The organism is Parafrankia sp. EAN1pec, from assembly GCF_000018005.1.
Taxonomy (GTDB): Bacteria; Actinomycetota; Actinomycetes; order Frankiales; family Frankiaceae; genus Parafrankia; species Parafrankia soli.
Genome location: NC_009921.1, coordinates 7024373 through 7039068, shown reverse-complemented (window position 1 = coordinate 7039068; position 14696 = coordinate 7024373). Strand labels below are relative to the sequence as shown.

General features: G+C 71.8%; 15 protein-coding genes, 1 other RNA gene and 2 pseudogenes. 12 read left to right on the top strand and 6 right to left on the bottom strand.

The window, feature by feature from the left end; genetic code table 11:
* The first annotated feature begins 86 nt into the window (after positions 1–86).
* The gene (cobA, locus tag FRANEAN1_RS28665; RefSeq protein ID WP_020463243.1) at positions 87–902 is read left to right on the top strand and encodes a uroporphyrinogen-III C-methyltransferase; all 816 of its coding nucleotides are present in this window, start codon (positions 87–89) and stop codon (positions 900–902) included.
* A gap of 7 nt (positions 903–909) precedes the next feature.
* On the opposite strand, the gene FRANEAN1_RS28660 is transcribed toward cobA, so the two are convergent.
* The 3 genes from FRANEAN1_RS28660 to FRANEAN1_RS28650 all read right to left on the bottom strand — a co-directional run bounded on the left by FRANEAN1_RS28660 (position 910) and on the right by FRANEAN1_RS28650 (position 3124).
* Positions 910–1551, bottom strand: a complete 642-nt coding sequence (locus tag FRANEAN1_RS28660) for an AAA family ATPase (RefSeq protein WP_049795782.1) — start codon at positions 1549–1551, stop codon at positions 910–912.
* Positions 1548–2714 carry a PQQ-dependent sugar dehydrogenase gene (locus FRANEAN1_RS28655; RefSeq protein ID WP_020463241.1) on the bottom strand — a complete coding sequence of 389 codons (1167 nt, stop codon included), beginning with the start codon at positions 2712–2714 and terminating at the stop codon, positions 1548–1550. Before FRANEAN1_RS28655 ends, FRANEAN1_RS28660 begins: the two co-directional genes overlap by 4 nt.
* Positions 2715–2941: 227 nt before the next feature.
* Positions 2942–3124 (bottom strand): hypothetical protein, encoded by a 183-nt coding sequence (locus FRANEAN1_RS28650; RefSeq protein WP_020463240.1) that lies wholly within the window; start codon positions 3122–3124, stop codon positions 2942–2944.
* 239 nt (positions 3125–3363) lie between these two features.
* Here FRANEAN1_RS28650 and ftsE point away from each other — a divergent pair, with 239 nt between their 5' ends.
* The 4 genes from ftsE to FRANEAN1_RS28630 all read left to right on the top strand — a co-directional run bounded on the left by ftsE (position 3364) and on the right by FRANEAN1_RS28630 (position 6992).
* Positions 3364–4110 carry a cell division ATP-binding protein FtsE gene (gene ftsE / locus FRANEAN1_RS28645; RefSeq protein ID WP_020463239.1) on the top strand — a complete coding sequence of 249 codons (747 nt, stop codon included), beginning with the start codon at positions 3364–3366 and terminating at the stop codon, positions 4108–4110.
* Positions 4110–4982 carry a permease-like cell division protein FtsX gene (gene ftsX, locus FRANEAN1_RS28640; protein ID WP_020463238.1) on the top strand — a complete coding sequence of 291 codons (873 nt, stop codon included), beginning with the start codon at positions 4110–4112 and terminating at the stop codon, positions 4980–4982. The genes ftsE and ftsX overlap by 1 nt, the downstream gene beginning before the upstream one ends.
* A 77-nt stretch (positions 4983–5059) precedes the next feature.
* Complete coding sequence (gene smpB, locus FRANEAN1_RS28635) at positions 5060–5536, top strand: SsrA-binding protein SmpB (protein ID WP_018502565.1); 477 nt, start codon at positions 5060–5062, stop codon at positions 5534–5536.
* On the top strand, positions 5529–6992 hold the full coding sequence (locus FRANEAN1_RS28630; protein ID WP_020463237.1) for a hypothetical protein: 1464 nt from the start codon (positions 5529–5531) through the stop codon (positions 6990–6992). The genes smpB and FRANEAN1_RS28630 overlap by 8 nt, the downstream gene beginning before the upstream one ends.
* A 203-nt stretch (positions 6993–7195) precedes the next feature.
* On the opposite strand, the pseudogene FRANEAN1_RS44135 reads toward FRANEAN1_RS28630, so the two are convergent.
* Both FRANEAN1_RS44135 and FRANEAN1_RS28625 read right to left on the bottom strand, forming a co-directional pair.
* A pseudogene (locus tag FRANEAN1_RS44135) lies at positions 7196–7288 on the bottom strand (DUF1275 family protein); the annotation flags it as partial.
* A gap of 132 nt (positions 7289–7420) precedes the next feature.
* Positions 7421–7888 (bottom strand): VOC family protein, encoded by a 468-nt coding sequence (locus FRANEAN1_RS28625; protein WP_020463236.1) that lies wholly within the window; start codon positions 7886–7888, stop codon positions 7421–7423.
* Positions 7889–8202: 314 nt separating this feature from the next.
* On the opposite strand from FRANEAN1_RS28625, the gene ssrA reads away from it, so the two are divergent.
* Positions 8203–8577, top strand: a transfer-messenger RNA (tmRNA) gene (gene ssrA / locus FRANEAN1_RS37880).
* Between the two features lie 320 nt (positions 8578–8897).
* Positions 8898–9185 (top strand): hypothetical protein, encoded by a 288-nt coding sequence (locus FRANEAN1_RS28615; protein WP_041254886.1) that lies wholly within the window; start codon positions 8898–8900, stop codon positions 9183–9185.
* Between the two features lie 705 nt (positions 9186–9890).
* Here FRANEAN1_RS28615 and FRANEAN1_RS28610 read toward each other — a convergent pair.
* Positions 9891–11275, bottom strand: a pseudogene (locus FRANEAN1_RS28610) (IS1380 family transposase).
* A 534-nt stretch (positions 11276–11809) separates the two neighbouring features.
* On the opposite strand from FRANEAN1_RS28610, the gene FRANEAN1_RS41625 reads away from it, so the two are divergent.
* From FRANEAN1_RS41625 to FRANEAN1_RS28580, 5 genes are all read left to right on the top strand, one after another.
* On the top strand, positions 11810–12229 hold the full coding sequence (locus tag FRANEAN1_RS41625; protein ID WP_020463233.1) for a hypothetical protein: 420 nt from the start codon (positions 11810–11812) through the stop codon (positions 12227–12229).
* The gene (locus FRANEAN1_RS28595) at positions 12226–12798 is read left to right on the top strand and encodes a hypothetical protein (protein WP_020463232.1); all 573 of its coding nucleotides are present in this window, start codon (positions 12226–12228) and stop codon (positions 12796–12798) included. The genes FRANEAN1_RS41625 and FRANEAN1_RS28595 overlap by 4 nt, the downstream gene beginning before the upstream one ends.
* A gap of 210 nt (positions 12799–13008) precedes the next feature.
* The gene (locus FRANEAN1_RS42595) at positions 13009–13506 is read left to right on the top strand and encodes a thiopeptide-type bacteriocin biosynthesis protein (RefSeq protein ID WP_041254883.1); all 498 of its coding nucleotides are present in this window, start codon (positions 13009–13011) and stop codon (positions 13504–13506) included.
* Positions 13494–14201 (top strand): TetR/AcrR family transcriptional regulator, encoded by a 708-nt coding sequence (locus tag FRANEAN1_RS42590; RefSeq protein WP_020463231.1) that lies wholly within the window; start codon positions 13494–13496, stop codon positions 14199–14201. Before FRANEAN1_RS42595 ends, FRANEAN1_RS42590 begins: the two co-directional genes overlap by 13 nt.
* Positions 14202–14376: 175 nt before the next feature.
* Positions 14377–14673, top strand: coding sequence for an acyl carrier protein (locus tag FRANEAN1_RS28580; RefSeq protein WP_020463230.1), 297 nt, complete (start codon positions 14377–14379; stop codon positions 14671–14673).
* Positions 14674–14696 lie beyond the last annotated feature (23 nt).

Sequence of the window (14696 nt, the reverse complement as noted above, 5' to 3'; positions counted from 1 at the left end):
TGACGCGGCGCGACGCCCTGTGGGGCAACGCGGCGCGGGGCGACACGAGGTGGGGCGACACGAGGTGGGGCGACGCGAGGTGGGGAGTGGCCGTGGACGCGCAGGCGGGATGGGTAGCGCTTGTCGGAGGCGGGCCGGGCCGGGGTGATCTGATCACGCTGCGCGGCCTGCGCCTGCTGCGGCGCGCCGACGTGGTCGTCGTCGACCGCCTCGCCCCCCGTGAGCTGCTGGACGAGCTGCGGCCGGACGTCGAGATCGTCGACGCCGGCAAGGCACCGCACGGCCACAACCTCACCCAGGACGAGATCAACGCCCTCATCGTGGAACGGGCGCTGCGTGGCCTCGGGGTCGTCCGTCTCAAGGGCGGCGACCCGTTCGTCTTCGGCCGGGGCGGTGAGGAGGCGCTGGCCTGCACCGCCGCCGGCGTGCCGTGCGAGGTGGTGCCCGGGGTGACCAGCGCGGTAGCCGTGCCCGCGATGGCCGGGATCCCGGTCACCCACCGCGGCATCACCCAGGACGTGGCGATCGTCAGCGGCCACCTCGACCCGTCCCACCCCGGTTCGACGGCGGACTGGGACGCGCTCGCGACCGGTCCCGGCACCGTGGTCGTGCTCATGGGGGTCGCGGCGCTGCCCCGGATCAGCGCTGAGCTGATCAAACGCGGGCGGTCACCGCGGACCCCGACCGCGGTGATCCACGCCGGTGGCACGGAGCACGAACGGCTGGTGACCGGCCCGCTGGGCGAGATCACCCGGCTGGCGCTGGCGGCGGACGTCTCCTCGCCGGCCGTGATCGTCATCGGCGAGGTCGTCGCCCTGCGCGACCAGCTCGCCGTGGGTCGCATCCCGGATCGCGCGGACGACGGCCCTGCCCGGGACGACGGCCCCGGTCAGGTGGGGTGAGCAGGGCTCACTCGAACCGGATCTCGGTCAGGCGGGCGGCCTCCTCGCGGCTGATCCCGCGCGCGAACGTCCAGCCCTCCCGGGCCAGCGACCCATCCTGCAGGGCGGCGCGCATCCGGGCCCACGACCGTTCGTGCCGCCGGAACGACCGGTGGGGGACGACCCGTCCGCGTGCGTGCTGCCCGGCCAGCGCCGCGGCCGGCGAGGTCTCCAGGAAGACCAGGTGGGCGGGACGGCGGCGCAGCCGTGCGAGGGCGGCCACCGTGCGCCGGGCCCACGTCCGGGTGCCGCACTCGTGGATCACCAGGTTGCGGCGTGGCCCGGCCGTCCAGGCCGCGATCCGCCAGTAGTGGACGGTGTGCACGACCGGCCGGTAGAGCGCGTACGGGAGGTGCCCGAGCCGCCGGGCCAGCGCGGCCCGCACCTGCGCGGAGTCCAGCACGAGCGGGTCGTCCGCCCGGCCGCCCGCCGGCCCGGCACCGCGGCCGGGGGCGGGGGCGGGCGCACCGTGGTACAGCCGTTGGATCAGTGTGCTCTTGCCCGCGCCCGGGATGCCCGCGACGACCAGGACGCCGCCGGCTGGAACGATCATCGACCACCCGGTGCCCGGGTCGTGATCGGATGCCGCGTCGGCGACGCGCTCGCTCATCTCAGCGACACGATCCGGTCGTCGCCGGTGGCGGGCCTGCCACGGCCGTCGGTGTTGGACGTCGTCAGCCACAGTCCGCCGTCGGGCGCCGTCACGATCGTGCGGAGCCGCCCGAGCTCACCGGCGAGCAGCGCCTTCGGCTCGCCGGTGACCCGGCCGTCGGCGAGCTCCACCACCCACAGCCGCTCCCCGCGCAGCGCGGCGACGTAGAGGATGTCGTCCCGGATCGCGATCCCGCTCGGGGACGCCTCCGCGGTGGTCCAGGTGACCTGCGGGTTCGTGTAGCGGCCGCCGTCGGTGTCACCGGTTCCCTCGACCACCGGCCAGCCGTAGTTCGCGCCCGGGGTGATCAGGTTGATTTCGTCGAAGGTGTTCTGGCCGAACTCCGACGCCCACAGCCGGCCGCTGGCATCCCAGGCGAGGCCCTGCACGTTGCGGTGCCCGAGGCTGTAGACCAGCGAGGACGGCGTCGGATTGCCGGCGGGCGCCGCGCCCTCCGGCGTCATCCGCAGGATCTTCCCGTTCAGGCTGGACGGGTCCTGCGCGGCGCCCGGGTTCCCGGCGTCGCCGACGGCCGCGTAGAGAAGGCTGTCCGGCCCGAAGGCGATTCGCCCGCCGTTGTGGTTCGGCGCGGCGCGCAGACCGGTGAGCACGTCCTCGACGGCGCCGGCGCGGGCGCCGTCGAGGCGGAAGCGCACGATGCGGTTGTCCGATGCCGAGGTGTAGTAGGCGTAGACGAGGCCGTCCGTCTCGTGGTGGGGGGAGATCGCGAGGCCCAGCAGACCGCTTTCGCTACGGTGCGTCACGGGCAGTGTGAGGATGTCCACCGGGGTGCCGCCGCCCGCGGGCACCAGCAGGACGCGACCACTGTCGCGCTCCCCGACCAGGGCCCGCCCGTCGGGCAGGAACGCCAGGCCCCACGGCGCCGCTAAACCGGTGACCACCGGTGACGGTTCCCCGAGCCCGCCCGCGCCGCCCGCGGACGCGGCCGGGGGAGCCGCAGCCGAGGCTCCGCTGGCGGGCCCGGTCGCGGACGGCTCCGGTTCCCCCGGGCCGCCCGCACCCACCGGCCCGTCCGTGCCCGCGGAGCCGCAGCCCACCAGCAGAGCGAGCACGGCGACGACCGCCGCGAGCAGCCGTGGGGCACCGGACGGAACGCGCATGATGCTCCTGACGGCGGTGTCGGCCTGACGGCGGTGTCGGCCTGACGGCGGTGTCGGCCTGACGGCGGTATCGGCCTGACGGTGGTGTCGGCGGGCGGGCTCTACACCTGAAACGGTCACCAGCCGCCGAGCGTGCCCGCCCGGCCCCGTGTGCCACATCGGGCGACCGGACCACCGCTACGGACGGCGACGTCCCAGGGCAGGCCGACCGCTACCGCCGAGCGGGCTCAGACGCGGTAGCCGGCCAGGAGCATCAGCGCGAGCAGCACCGTGAGCAGGGCGATCAGCAGCTGTGGCGAGACGGTGAACGAGGAGTGGTGCAGGGACTCGCGGGCGGCGCGGCACGCCGGGCAACGCCCTTCGGCGACTGGAGCGGCACACCTCGCGCAGACCAGGTCATCGCAGCACATGCCGTCCTCCTTCGGCCCGGTCCGGCAACCAGATCGCCGCCCACGCGGCCCCGCGCACGCTGGTCCGTCACCGGCTGGACGCGATACGACTCCACGGTACGCCCGGCTGATGCGCTGCGCCGCCGTAAGCCACCGGGCGGGACGGGCCACCACGGACGCGCGCGCCCCGAGGTGCGGGACCTGGCCCATCCGACTACGTATCGTGATGGGTCTGCTGTGCTGAGTATGGGGAGGTCCTGATGATCCGGTTGGCCTCCGTGACCAAGCGCTACGCCACCGGGAGCCGACCCGCCCTCTCGGACGTCACCCTCGAGATCGGCGTGGGGGAGTTCGTGTTCCTGGTGGGCCCCTCCGGCTCCGGTAAGTCGACCCTGCTGCGGCTGCTGCTGCGCGAGGAACGGGCGACCGCGGGCCTGGTCGAGGTCGCCGGGCGGGACGTCGCGCGTATCCCCGACCGCAGGGTCCCCCAGCTGCGGCGGACCGTCGGCTGCGTCTTCCAGGACTTCCGGCTCCTGCCGGACCGGACGGTCGCCGGGAACGTCGCCTTCGCGCTCGACGTCGTCGGCCGGCCTCGGCATGTGGTCCGAACCGTTGTCCCCGAGGTGCTCGAGCTGGTCGGCCTCGCCGGCAAGGAGAAACGCTTCCCGGACGAGCTGTCCGGCGGCGAGCAGCAGCGGGTCGCCATCGCCCGGGCGTTCGTCGGCCGCCCGCGGGTCCTGCTCGCCGACGAGCCGACCGGCAACCTCGACCCGGCCACCGGCTCCGAGATCATGGAGCTGCTGGAGGACGTCAACCAGGCCGGCACGACCGTGCTCATGGCCACGCACAACGCCGGCCTGGTCGACGCGATGCGCCGCCGGGTCCTGGAGCTCGACGCCGGCACGCTCGTCCGCGACGAGCGCCGCGGCGGCTACGACGCGGGGCCGGTCACCATCCCCGACCAGCGGACCGAGCCCGTCCGCCCGGCCGGTGGGGCGGCGGGCTGATGCGGCCCGGCCCGCTCCTGGCGGCGCTGGCCACCAGCCTGCGCCGCAACCTCGCGATGACCTGCGCGGTGGTCGTGACCGTGACGATCTGCCTGGCCCTGCTCGGCGCCGGCCTGCTGCTGCGCGCTCAGGCACGTACCGTCGACCGGTTCCTGCTCGACCAGATCGAGGTGGTCGTGGATCTGCGGGACGGCCTCACCGACGCCGACCGTTCCGCGCTGCGCGCCGAGCTCGCCGCCGACCCGTTGGTAACGAAGGTCACCTACGAGACCAAGAAGGACGTCTACGAGCGGTTCCGCCGTGACTTCCGGAGCTCCCCGGACGTCGTGGCCGGGATCGGCCCCGACGACCTCCCGGCCTCCTTCCGGCTGACCCTGGTCGATCCACGGGATGCCGAGGAGATCGTCTATGCGTACACTGGCAGGGACGGCGTCGAGGCCGTTCGGGATCAACGTGCCCTCCTCGGGCCGCTCTACCGCTTTCTCGACGCGTTCACCCTGGGAGCCTTCGCCCTGGCGGCGGCGCAGGCCGTGGCCTCGTTCACGCTGATCTACACGATGATCCGGATCTCCGCCCACGCGCGCCGGAAGGAGACCGCGATCATGCGGCTCGTCGGCGCGACCAACGCCACGATCCGAGCGCCGTTCGTGCTGGAGAGCGCCCTCGCCGGCCTGTTCGGCGGGCTGCTCGCGGCAGCCGCCCTGGTGCTGGCCAAGATATATCTGGTGGACGGACGATTCGCCCATCAGACAATGTTCCCTCTGTTCGGATGGGACGCGGTGTGGACGGCGGTCGCGGTGGTGCTCGCCGTCGGGGTGGCCGCCGCGGCGGGGATGGCCTCCGTCGCGCTGCGCCGGCACCTGCGGGTGTGACGGCGTCCCACGACACGGCGCCCCACAACGGGGCGGCGGACGGGAACGTTACGGACGGGAAGCAGGGCTGAGGAGCAGTGCCGAAGGAGACCGGGCGCAAGCTGATCGCGCAGAACAAGCGCGCCCGCCACGACTACGACATCCTCGACACCTACGAGGCCGGGCTGGTCCTCATGGGTACCGAGGTCAAGGCGCTGCGCGCCGGCCGCGCCTCGCTGGTGGACGGGTTCGCGCAGATCGCCGACGGTGAGATCTGGCTGCACAACGTGCACATCCCGGAGTACACCGAGGGCACGTGGACGAACCACGCCCCGCGGCGGCGGCGCAAGCTGCTGCTGCACCGCGCCGAGATCGAGAAGCTGATCGGCAAGACCCGCGAGGGCGGCCTCACCGTCGTCCCCCTCTCGCTCTACTTCAAGGACGGGCGGGCGAAGGTCGAAATCGCGTTGGCCCGCGGCCGCAAGAACTACGACAAGCGCCACGCCCTCGCCGAGCGGGACGCGGCGCGTGAGATGAGCCGGATCATGGGCCGGCAGGCGAAGGGCCGTGTCTGACCGACCCGCGGCGCCGGACCACGACGGCGAACAGGCGGCCCGTCCGCTCGCCACCTTCGACGCGCTGCTGACCCCCACGGGAGCGGACCTGCTCGCCGCGGCGGCCGCGGCGCATGCCGACGGCACGGAGCTGCGCGCCGGTTCCCGGCTGCGCGCCGCCGGCCATCCCCCCGACCTCGTCGCCGCCGCGTTCGCCCAGGCCGAGCTGCGGGCCCGGGCCGCGGCGAAGTTCAGCCAGGCCGAGCGGATGTTCTTCACCCGCGCCGGGCTGGAGCAGGCCTCGTCCGAACGGGCCGCGGCGCACCGGGCGGCGAGGTTCGCCGGCCTGGGCCGCCTCGCCGACCTGTGCACCGGCATCGGCGGTGACCTCCGCGCCCTGGCGGCCGAGCACCCGGTCCTCGCCGTCGACCGCGACCCACTGCACCTGCGGATGGCCGTCCACAACGCGCACGCGCTCCGGGGCGGCGGGCGGGAGGGCGGGTCCGGTGGGGTCGAGGCCCTTGCGGCGGACGTCCGGGATGTCAGCCTGACGGGCGTCGACGGCGTCTTCGTCGATCCCGCGCGGCGGGGCGGCGAGCGGCGGATGTCCGCCGGCGCCGGTGAGCCCCCGCTGGCCTGGTGCTTCGGGCTGACCGAGCGGGTCGAGGCCGTCGCGGTCAAGGCGGCTCCGGGGCTCCCGGTGGAGCTCGTCCCGCCAGGCTGGGAGATCGAGTTCGTCGCGGACAGACGTGGCCTCAAGGAGTCCGTGCTGTTCTCGCCCGCGCTCGCGACGGCGTCCCGGCGGGCGACGGTGCTGCTCGGCCCGGGTGACCGGTCGGTGCCCGGGACCACCGGGCCACGGGTGGTGACGCTGACCGGTGAGCCGGACCCCGTCGGTGACGACCGCGACCACGGCCGCCCGGGCGGCGGTCACAGCGGCGGTGGCGGGCCCGTCCCGCTCCCGGTCCGGCCGCCGGGGGAGTACCTCTTCGACCCCAATCCCGCCGTCACCCGGGCCGGGCTGGTCGGCACGCTCGGCCGCCTGGTCGGCGGGTGGCAGATCGACCCGAGGATCGCGTTTCTCGGCGCCGACCGGCCGCTGGCGACCCCGTTCGCGCGGACGCTGCGGGTCGAGGCCGAGATGGCCTTCGACGTGCGCCGGGTGGCGGCGGCCGTGCGCGAGGCCGGCATCGGCGCACTCGACGTGCGCCGGCGCGGACTCGCCGGGGATGTGGACGCCATCCGGCGGCGGCTGATGCCGGCCCGGCGGCACCTGGTCCCGGGGGGCCGCACCATGACGGTGGTGATGACCCGGGTGCGGGACGAGCCGTGGGCTCTTCTGTGTACCGACATCACGCAGGCCGATCGGGCGGATCAAGCCGATCGGGCTGATGCGGCGGATCGGGCCGGGCGGGCGGATCCGCCGGATCTGGCGGACCGGACGGCGGGGGCCCGGGGCGGTCCGGCCAGGGACTGAACGCGGAGCCGGCGGTGGCGAGCGCGAGGTTGAGCGCGACCAGCGTCAGCCCGGCATACAGCGACAGCAGCGGCGTCACGCGCAGGAAACCCAGCGCGCCGGCGCCGGCGCTCGCGAACATCACCACGGGCCCGGCCAGCTGCCGGGGCCCACCCGACCCCCGGCCCCCGCCCAGCCGGGTCTGGACGGCGAACGTGGTGATCGAGGACGACGACGTTGCCCGTCATGTTGGCCACGAAGACCTCGCCGAGCCCCAGGAAGGTCAACGAGTCCACCAGACCGGTCAGCGAGGTCATCGCGAGGAGAAGGACGACCGTCCGTCGCTCGGAGCCCGTCGCGCGCTCGCCTGCGGGGGGCACCCGGCCAGTGTCCTGGACCCGCGCCGGGCCGGGGCCGTGACGCGCGGTGACCGCCGGCGCCCGGGCCACTCAGAGGCGGAGCGGATGGATGGGCGCCGCGATCAGGGCGGGGTTGCCGCGCCAGTCGACCCCGGGCACGTCGATGTACAGCTCGATCTCGTTCCCGTCCGGGTCGGAGATGTAGAGGCTGTGGGTGACCGTGTGGTCCGACGCGCCGACGAGCCGCACGCCGGCCCGCTCGATGCGCTCCAGCGCCTCCCGAAGCTCGTCGTCGCTGTCGCCGACCTTCAGCCCGAAATGGTAGAGCCCGACGCGCCGACCGGGCGGCAGCGCGGCCGCGTCCGCCCCGACCTCGATCAGCAGCAGCTCATGGTGCGTGCGGCCCGAGGAGAACGCCGCCGCGGGGATGCCCAGACCGGCCGGCCCGCCAACCTCGGGGAAGACCTGCCGCCAGCCGAGGACGTCCCGGTAGAAGGCAACGGAGCGTTCGAGTTCGCGCACGTACAGTACGAGGTGTCCCAGTTCCTTGATCTCCATTGCGTTCCCCCTGATCACATTGCCTCTGTCTTGAACGTTCAACTATATGGACGGCTGGTCTGTTCCGTCCTCCCGCCGCCGTTCGCCACCCGTTCCGGCTGGCCGTCGGTGGTGGTGCGCTCGCCCGGCCCGCGGGCGAGCGGCGGTGCTGCCCGCGGGCCGCCGCGCCGAGCCGTAATCGGGTGGCCGAGCCGCGGCGCCGTGTGGGAACATGTGGTCGGCGGTCGACGTTGGACCGTCTGGGCACGCTGGCGAGTCGTCGGCGGGTCCGGCTGGCACAGAACAGCACGCATGCACCAACACGGCACATACCAGGGGGTGACCGGCTTCGACTCCGGACGTCGAGGCAGGGGAAGCGGGCCGAGGATGAGCGGTTATCTCGTTAACGATCCGTTCAGAACAACAGCTGCCACTAAGACGCAGCCTGCTAGCTCCACTTTCGCCCTCGCGGCCTGAGTAGAGACCAACTAGCCGTCAGCCTGGGAGTTCCTCCGGCCCAGGATCTGGCGTCGACAGGAGGATCACCGTCCCACCCGGTCGCGGGGTAGGTCGGGAAATCTAACAGCGACTGAGCCTGCGCCGGCTTGCCTGCGGGACCGGCGGGGCTGAGAAAAAACAAGCAGGCTGCGCCCGGAGAAGCCCTGTGTCGGGGCCGGAGGACGCGGGTTCGATTCCCGCCACCTCCACCACGATACGTAACGATGCCCTGACCTGGGAAAATAGGTAAGATCTATGAGATCTGATGGTTGATCGAATAGAAGATGTCCAGGTCGGGGCGTTGATCGTCTGGTTCGATTCCCCGGGCGCACCGACAGGCCTCGACTACGAGGAGTAGTCGCAGGGGGTTGGTGGTCAAGGGACCTTGATCGCTGGTGTGTACTCCCAAGCTGTTTTCGCTGCGATCCGGCATCTGAGGTCGATCGCTGGCAGACCGGTCGATCGGCCGGGATCATGGTGTGTCGTGCGGAGGAGTCGAAACTCGCGCGGTCGTGAACCAGAAGATCCTGAGATGACGGTGCGCGAGTTTGTCTCGGCGCTCGCCTTCATCGCGCGGGATGTGCGGCGGCGTACGCCCAGGTCGGATCTCTATCTGCACTGCGATGTCTGCGGCGGTGCCACGCCGCACTCCAGCTATCGGCAGATCATCTCTGCGACCAAGGCGAATCCGACGTTCGTCGCCGCGCCTCCGGAGCCCATCTGCACGGTGTGCCGCAACGCGCATCCTCGGCGACGAGCCGCCCTGCGACACGGCCGTCGTGTGTACCGGTCATCGGCGGCGCCGCTGGCACTCGGGTAGATCCCGGCGGCCGTGCCATGCGCAGTTCACCGTGCCTGCGTCCGCGCCGGCTGTGATCTGCCCATGGTGCAGCACCCAGCAGGACGGGCCAGCCAGGCGTCGATGACGCCCTGGCGACGCCCTCCTCCTCACCGGCGACGACACCACCTGCTTTACCGGCGAGAAGAAGGGGAAGAAGGCGATGTTCCTCGCTCGTGAGCTGCTCATCCCAGAGCAAGCGGCAGAACGGCCGCGTTCAAAGGACTCAGCAACGAGGAGGTTGGAACCCACTTCGACGTCAGCTACCAGTTCGCGCAGTTTGGAGGATGTAGGGACCACGCGTCTACGTGCAACGCGCCGTCGCGCGCCAAAACAGGGCCTCGTGACACTGCCAGCGCCCTACGACGCTGGGTCGGCCTGTCCGTCGAGCGCGGTGTGGGTGGTGGCGCATAGCTGGGTGACCAAGCCGCGTGCGATGCCGGCGCCGACTTCCAGCCGCTTGCGTAGCGTTTCCGCGGAGATCGGGCGTTGGTGCTGCTGCCTAGCCTCGATCTTTCGCGGGCTGGGGTCCGTTGATCGCGGGCTGTCTCCCCGGCCTTGTTGATGTTGAGTTGTGGATTCGGCTGGGTCGGGCCGTGGCTGGGTGCCTCACTGTCGCGTGGGGTGGGCGCCCGGTCCACGTTCCGGGGTGGGTCCTTCGGGTCGGCGGGGCGGGGAGGCCGGTGGCTATCCGGGTGCGGGCAGGGCGCGTAGCTGGGTGATCGCCTCGACCGCGAGTGGTGTCCAGGGGTGGTGGTCGGGCAGGTGCGCGATGGTGCGGCGGGCGTGGTGGGCGATCCGGCCGGCGAGGCGGAAGAGCCGGTGGCGTAGCCGTTTCGGTTCCCAGCGGCGGGCCTGGTGGCCTGTGAGGGCGAGCATCTGGGCCCAGGCGGTCAGGCAGAGCGCGAGGGCGACGACCGCGCACCAGATCTGGTTCTGGGCGAAGTCGTGCAGGGGCAGGTTGGCCAGGCCGGTGTCCTTGGCGCCGCGGATGCGGTCCTTGCAGCGGGCGCGGTGGCGGTGGCGGAGTTCGAGGGTGGCGAGCTGGCCGCGGGGGCTGTTCGTCGCGAACGCGGTGTAGCGGTGGCCGTCGGAGTCGGTGATGCGTAGCTGGGCGCCGGGGTGCGGGCGTTCCTTGCGGATGATGATCCGCATGCCCGGCGGCCAGCCGGACAGGTCGAGCAGCCCGGTGAGTTCCGCGACCCAGGCCCCGGGCCGGGGCACCTCGTCGACGTCGTAGGCCGGGGTCCACGCCTGTTCGGGCAGTGCGGCGATCTGTTCGGCGTGGTCGTCGGTGAGGGTGAACCCGACCGAGTAGGCCAGCCGGCGCCGCGCCAGCCAGGCGACGAACTCGTGCGTGCCTCCGCCGCCGTCGGTACGGATCAGGACCTTGCGGCAGCGGCGCAGCCGTCGTGGGAGCTGCGCGAGAGCACCGGTGGCCACGGCGATGTGGTCGGCCGCGGTGTTCGATCCGGCGTTGCCCCGGCGCAGCAGCACAGCGGCCGCTTCCCCGGTGCCGTCGGCGCCTGGTCGATGAACGCCCACAGCGGATGGAACCCGAACCCTTTTTTGAACGTCGGTTTCGCCTGTTCCTTCTCGGAATGGGCAGGGACCAGGGTCGCGTCCAGGTCCACGACCAGCGGATCGTCAGCGCTGACCGTCTGGTCCGGGGCGTGTGTCCCGGCCAGTGCCCACGCCCGTTCCCGCGCGGCCGCCACCGCCTGGAACACCCCGGCCAGGACCCGGTCGACATCGGCTGCCAGCCGGTCGACGGTCCGTGACACCGTGGGATCCGACGCCACCAGGCCGAACAGTTCCGGCTCGACGCGCAGCAGGCCGATGTCGGCCAGGCAGTCACCCCCGAGCGCGAGGCTGACCGCCAGATCGGTGAGCACCTTCGCCGGATCATGCGTCGCCGTCGGCGCGCGCCACGGCGCGAGCGCCTCAGACAGCGCGGCCCCCAGCCCGGAGACCCGGGCCGTCTCGGTCAGCAGAAGCCCGCCGGCCGACGACACGACACCACGCCCGGCGGCGTCGACGGGGACAGACGGGTAGACACCGGTAAACTTCACCGCGAAGGTGCTCCTTGGAACGGGATCGATCAGGCCCTCAGCAAGCCCAATCCTCCCTGCTCAGGAGCGCTTTCCCATTTGTCGCCGCCCAACAGACGATCAGCCCGGTGAAAGCCCGAGGCTAGTGCGGCACGTCCTCGGCGCGGGCCCGGTGCAGCAGGTCCTGCCTGCGTGCCTCGCGCGCGGTTCGCGTGACAGCGGGCCCGTGACAGCAGTCCCGTCGCACAGCGGCTCGACGGGCGGGGCCGCCGGCGGTCGACGCTTGACCATTGTGGGGGTCGGGCTGTCGGCAGCCCACGGTTCGGCAGGGGGTGTCCGCCACCGCTGGCTCCTGACTCCGCTCCGGCCTGGCTCGCTCCGATGCTCGCCTCCGGCCGTCGTTCGGGGCCTGGCGCGCGCTGACACCGTGGTCACAACGCACGGTGTCGATGCGACCGGAATTTACCGTTTTCCGCACCGAGTCGGCCCACCTGGTGCAACGATCTGGTGACCGGGTGGTGACGTATGCGCGGTTCACGGGGGAGGGCGTTGGTCATGTCTCCGCCAGAGCGACTGCACGCCCACCATCCGACGGCCCGACAGGCTGGCGTGCCAGGTCAGGCCGAGGCGCAGGAACAGGCCAAGACGCCAGGTCAGGCGGACGTACGTAGCCTCGCCGACATCCTGGCCGTCGCTCCGTGGACGGATCTGGAACAGCACATCGATCAGCTCCGTGAGCGGGTCGACCGCGCGGTTCTCGCGTCGCATGCGCGGCGGGAACAGTTGCGCGCCGAGATCCTTGCCGAGAATCCCGGCCTGCGGAGCCTCATTCGACGCCCCTCACACGAGGCATCGGCCTGGGCGAGGGATCTGCTGCGGTCCGGTGTCGTCGCTGCCGCCGACGGCACCCTGGCGGCGGTGCCGCTGCTGAGCGGGACGAAGATCCAGATCGGCGTCGTCGCGTCGTCGTCGTGACGAACACCGGTGAGTCCGTTCGGCTGGTCACCCGCGTCTTCGAGCACGAACTCACCGCCCAGGGCGACACTGCCCGGGAGTTCTTCGACAACCTGCGCAAGGTGCATGGCGGTTCCAACCTGGCCAGCCGGGCGCTGATGCTGTTCGGTGAACGTCAGATCCTGCTCTCCCAGGATGCCGACTGGCGGTTGATCCACGGCGAGCTGATTCCCTACGAACTGCGCACCGGTGTCGGCCTGCCGCGGGAGAACCTGCCGCCGGTCTTCGAGCTCACCCGGCGCTACGTGGCCGACCAGCAGTTCATCGCCGTCAGCGAGAGCCCGGAGGACCTCGACGTCCTCAACGCCGGGGCCATCCTGGAACCGGGCGAGTACATCGAGCTGCGCACACTCTCGGATGACCTGACGACCTTTCTCGACGGGGATTCCGACTCCGGGGTCACGAAGGCGGGATTCAATACCGTCGACCGCGGCAACTTCCGCAGTTTCATCGGAGAGGTCGGTCCGGAGGTGACCATCGTCCTGCTGAAGGCCGGGCACCGGCCATTTCTCCTGGAGTGGCCACTGTGAGCGGGTCGAGCAGGCCGCCGCGCTGTGGACCAGGGGCCTCCCGGACGTCGCCGCGACAGCGACGGCCCGCGGGTTCCCGTTCCATCTCGACCTCGCCGTCGCCCACACCATGTTCCGTGCTGGGGAGTTCCGCGACTTCGTCGAGGCCCGGCTGATGGAGCTGGGGGTGGAGAACGGCCTGGTCAATCTTGATCCACGGCGGACCCGCGGATGAGCCCGCGCGACGCCGATGCCGACGCCACGCGGCGTCCTGACGGCGACGAACGCGGCGCGGAGCCTGCCGACGGAACGGAGCAGGCAGAAGTCTTCACCCATCCCGAATGTCTCGACGACGTCATCCGCGCGCACCTGCCCCGGCTGCTCGCCCTGTTCGACGGCGACCGACCGTACTGGTTCGCCCGCTATCGCAGCGTCCGCGAGACCGACCATCTACGGCTGCGAATATGCGCCGTCGGCCAAGAGGAATACGCCGAGGTCGCACGTGCGGTCGGCACGTGGGGACGACAACTCTGCGACGCGGGCGCGGCCTCCCGACTGACCCTGGCGACCTACCATCCCGAGGTCGGCCGCTACGGCAGCGGTCCCGCGACGGACGCCGCCGAGGCGGTGTTCGCGGCCGACTCGCACGCTGTCGCGCTCGCACTCCGACTTCCCGCGCCACTTGCCGTCCATCCGATGGCGCTCGCCGCCATCGGATGGCGGACATAGTCGACGGGTTCCACTCCGACCCCGTCCGCGCGAACGCCTGGGTGCTGGAACACCTCGCCGCGCGGGCCGCATCTTCCGTGGACCGGACCGTCACCGGGCAGGTCACTCGCTGGGCGTCCCGCGCCGTCGCTGACCGCGACGGGCTGGCGGTGGTGTCGATGCGGGCGGTCGCCGCCGCGCTGGGTACGAGCGCCGGGTCGCTCTACCGGTACCTGTCGTCTCGCGGCGACCTGCTGGACCTGATGAGTGACCGGGTCGTCGGTGAACTGCGGCCGTACCCGCCGGCCGAGGCCGACTGGCTGGACGGGATGCTGCAGCTGGCCGGCGCGCAACTGGCGCTGTACCGGCGCCACCGCTGGCTGCTCGACGTAAGCCACCAGCCCCCCGGCCCCGGCCCGGAGACCCTGGCTTGGTTCGACAACTTCCTGCGGATACTGGAGCCGGTCCGCTGCGCGCCGACTGCCAAGTTCGAGGCGATCGGGATGATGACCGGCGTGGTCAGCCTCTTCGTCCGGGCCGAGGCCGCCGCCGGGTCCTTCTCGTTCGCGGGCGTCGACCTGGCGGCCTACCCGCACCTGGCTGCCGCGTTTTGCCAGCCGCCGGCTACCGAACCGCCGTCAAACCTGTTCGAGCGGACCCTGCGCAGCCTGCTGACCGGGTTGCTTGCCGCCCCTGTGGCAGGACCACAGGCCTGACCGATTCATTCGGCGCGACTGTCCTGCCGGACCGTCGCGCCGCCGGAAGGGCATAAAGCCGTCTCGTCAGTTGCCGGTCAGTGCGCTGTCAGCGCGCGCTGTTCGTATCGGGGTGCAAACGGAGACGGAGTGCGGTCCTGCCGCCTCACGGAACACGGCGGAACGGCGAATCTGAATGAACCCGACGTCGCACCTGAACGGGCTGTCCGAGCTGCCAGCGCCGGAACGCCACGACGAGGTGGAACACCTCGTCGTGGCGTATTTCAAGGAGGCTCTCATGATGACGGCGTCTGACGAGCTGGAGCTGGACACCAGTTTCTTCGACCTTGGCCTCACCTCGCTTCGACTGGGCGAGCTGAGAAAGAAACTCGAAGCGCGGACCGGTGTGGACATCGATGCGACGGTGCTCTTCAACCAGCCGACGGTAGGCCAGGTCGTCGACTACTTGGACGGAAAGCTGTCCGACTCGTAAGTGTCACGCAAGACGACTGTTGA

Coding starts and splice junctions, on each gene's coding strand:
- FRANEAN1_RS28660 (WP_049795782.1), bottom strand. CDS start 1,551: ATGAGCGAGCGCGTCGCCGACGCGGCATCCGATCACGACCCGGGCACC.
- FRANEAN1_RS28655 (WP_020463241.1), bottom strand. CDS start 2,714: ATGCGCGTTCCGTCCGGTGCCCCACGGCTGCTCGCGGCGGTCGTCGCC.
- FRANEAN1_RS28650 (WP_020463240.1), bottom strand. CDS start 3,124: ATGTGCTGCGATGACCTGGTCTGCGCGAGGTGTGCCGCTCCAGTCGCC.
- ftsE (WP_020463239.1), top strand. CDS start 3,364: ATGATCCGGTTGGCCTCCGTGACCAAGCGCTACGCCACCGGGAGCCGA.
- ftsX (WP_020463238.1), top strand. CDS start 4,110: ATGCGGCCCGGCCCGCTCCTGGCGGCGCTGGCCACCAGCCTGCGCCGC.
- FRANEAN1_RS28625 (WP_020463236.1), bottom strand. CDS start 7,888: ATGGAGATCAAGGAACTGGGACACCTCGTACTGTACGTGCGCGAACTC.
- FRANEAN1_RS28615 (WP_041254886.1), top strand. CDS start 8,898: ATGACGGTGCGCGAGTTTGTCTCGGCGCTCGCCTTCATCGCGCGGGAT.
- FRANEAN1_RS41625 (WP_020463233.1), top strand. CDS start 11,810: ATGTCTCCGCCAGAGCGACTGCACGCCCACCATCCGACGGCCCGACAG.
- FRANEAN1_RS42595 (WP_041254883.1), top strand. CDS start 13,009: ATGAGCCCGCGCGACGCCGATGCCGACGCCACGCGGCGTCCTGACGGC.
- FRANEAN1_RS42590 (WP_020463231.1), top strand. CDS start 13,494: ATGGCGGACATAGTCGACGGGTTCCACTCCGACCCCGTCCGCGCGAAC.
- FRANEAN1_RS28580 (WP_020463230.1), top strand. CDS start 14,377: ATGAACCCGACGTCGCACCTGAACGGGCTGTCCGAGCTGCCAGCGCCG.